The 2,220-nt window shown below is 49.5% G+C and carries 3 protein-coding genes; all 3 read left to right on the top strand.

What is annotated here, in order from left to right; all coding sequences use genetic code 11:
- Positions 1-748 (top strand): DUF2345 domain-containing protein (locus GJV78_RS22520; protein ID WP_155110284.1); only part of this gene is annotated, 748 nt, incomplete at its 5' end.
- A gap of 16 nt (positions 749-764) precedes the next feature.
- Positions 765-1,508 (top strand): DUF4123 domain-containing protein, encoded by a 744-nt coding sequence (locus GJV78_RS22515; protein ID WP_230979226.1) that lies wholly within the window; start codon positions 765-767, stop codon positions 1,506-1,508.
- 276 nt (positions 1,509-1,784) lie between these two features.
- On the top strand, positions 1,785-2,220 hold a 436-nt coding region (locus GJV78_RS22510; RefSeq protein ID WP_155110285.1), incomplete at its 3' end, for a DUF3304 domain-containing protein.

The following is a 2,220-nucleotide window of genomic DNA, read 5'->3' as shown; positions in this document are numbered from 1 at the left end:
GAAGGGGCTGTTCATCACTGCGGACGGGCAGGAGAAGGCGCTGGGGGAGGTGCTGGAGATGGCCCCGGCGATCGCTCTGGTCAAAGGTGCCATTCAGCAGGTTACCGAATGGAGAGAAATTACCGGCAACCACCGTAACCTTCAGCCTGATGTACAGGGATTACAGGATTATTCAGAGGCTGCCGAGGGACTGCAAAAGTCGGCCATGCTGCTCTCAGCACCGGACGGGGTGGGGATAGTCAGCCCGCAGACGGTGATGCTGCAAGGGAATAAAGCCCTTTATGCCCAGAGCCACGGTGAAGTACACGTAGCTGCCAGTAAACGTATGGCGCTTAATGCCAGTCATGCTATTTCTTTATTAGCGCAAACGGAAGGGGTAAGACTTGTCTCTGGTAAGGGGCCTTTTGAGCTGGAATCACATGCCGATACACTTTCTGTCACAGCGTTAAAGGACATTACCGTTCAGACCACCCAGGGGCATTTACAGTTAACGGCTAAAAACGGGATTACCCTGGCCTGCGGCGGTGCATATATCCGGCTGACGCCCGACGGGCAAATTGAAGTTCATGGCCCGGATTTAATAAGTTTAAAGGGGCGGCATGTTCTGGATGGACCGGTGAGTCAGGATTTTCCATTGCCGGACCTGCCGCGTTCCAGTAATCAATTAAATAATGATTTACCGCAAAAGATTTGTAAGGAATGCCTGCTTCGCGCGCAGGATTCCGCCGCCGGGTTTATCCCCCGCTAAACGTCAGGGAATCACTATGCACAATAATATGGATCACAAGGTATTGCAGTGGATAACGCAACTTGAGCAGCTTTGCGAACGCCTGGGCATGTCTGCCGTTTATGTCATTGTCGACCAGGCCGGAAATGTACCCTCTTTAATACAGGATCTACAGCATTTTCGGCCAGCCATTGATTGGGTATCATTAATAGAAAATGAGCCAGAAAATGAATATCTTGATGATGCACCGCTTTTTTTGCGACTGAATTTTAGTCTCGATCAGCATAAGGCGTGGCTAAAGATTTTACTCAGGCACTATAGCGATCCGGCAAGAGTGTTACTGTTTTTTTCTGCAAATGATTTTAAATTACTGGCCGGGCACCTGCAAAGATTAACCTTTACCGAATGGGAAGGGCGAAAAGGCCTGCTGCGTTTTTATGATACCCGAATTTTCCCAACGCTGCTGTCATCCATTCTGGATGAGCAACAGAAAAGTGGCTTCCTAAATATAGCCCGGCTATGGACCTGGCGTGACAGAGATCGACACCCTGTCTGGCTACGCGGCGAATACGAGGGCTATGAGTTTAGCAATGACTTTTTATTAACGCTTAGCGATGCCCAGTATAGTCAGCTGGGTGATATCAGCGATATAGAGTTTTTATCCAGAAATATCATTCAAAATATCCAGATTATACCAGACAGTCCTTATTTGAATATCTGTGGAATGGTTTGTCAACGATGCCTGATGAAAAGCCTCTCGATAATGAGGCTTTTTTTATAGAATATTTATCAAATGCGAAGGCTAACCAGACGTAATGGTCAATATTGATTTATATTCGGGGTGATTTTTATATAAAACAGAACGCTGATATTGCAATAAAAATACAGCCTTAATAGCTGTGGAACAGGAACAGACTTAATACAGAGAAACGGCTGCCTGTGTGCCGCCAGGACATAAAGCATTCAGCTGCGACCAGAGCATATGATGGTCTGGTAAGGAGAACGAGTGACGATTGTCGGTGAATATCAACAAACGGGACGCAGCGTGCTCTTATTAATGAGCGCGCTGCTGCTGTCCGGCTGTGACCTGCCGGCCGCCCCGGTTCCGGAAAGCTGGAGCGGCGGGGACCTGCGCGGCGTAAACCATACGCGCTTTGAAATTCCTCAGTTCAGCGTCAACGGCAGCCCGGGGCCGAATATCGGCTCGTTTGGTGAAGGGGGGGGAGCCTGCTGTATCTCCCTGCCGGATAAANAAGGGGGGGGAGCCTGCTGTATCTCCCTGCCGGATAAATGGCGGCCCGGCCTGAAGGCCGACGTGGAGTGGGTGGTCAGCACCAGTACTCAAGTATTCCCTGGCTATGCTGACAGGGAGAAATTCAAGGCCTGGAAGAAAGATTATATGGAAGGCAAGGTTAAACATCGAACCATCGTCGATATACCCGACTATGGCAGTGAGAAATGCGGGCTGACGGTGCACTTTCTGCCCTGTAACC

This window comes from Intestinirhabdus alba, from assembly GCF_009711095.1.
Classification (GTDB): Bacteria; Pseudomonadota; Gammaproteobacteria; order Enterobacterales; family Enterobacteriaceae; genus Intestinirhabdus; species Intestinirhabdus alba.
The sequence above is the reverse complement of the archived record's forward strand: the minus strand, read 5'-3'. Positions and strand labels throughout refer to the sequence as shown.

Bases quoted from the DNA above. Each gene is read 5' to 3' on its own strand.
- GJV78_RS22515 (WP_230979226.1), top strand. From the start codon at position 765: ATGCACAATAATATGGATCACAAGGTATTGCAGTGGATAACGCAACTT.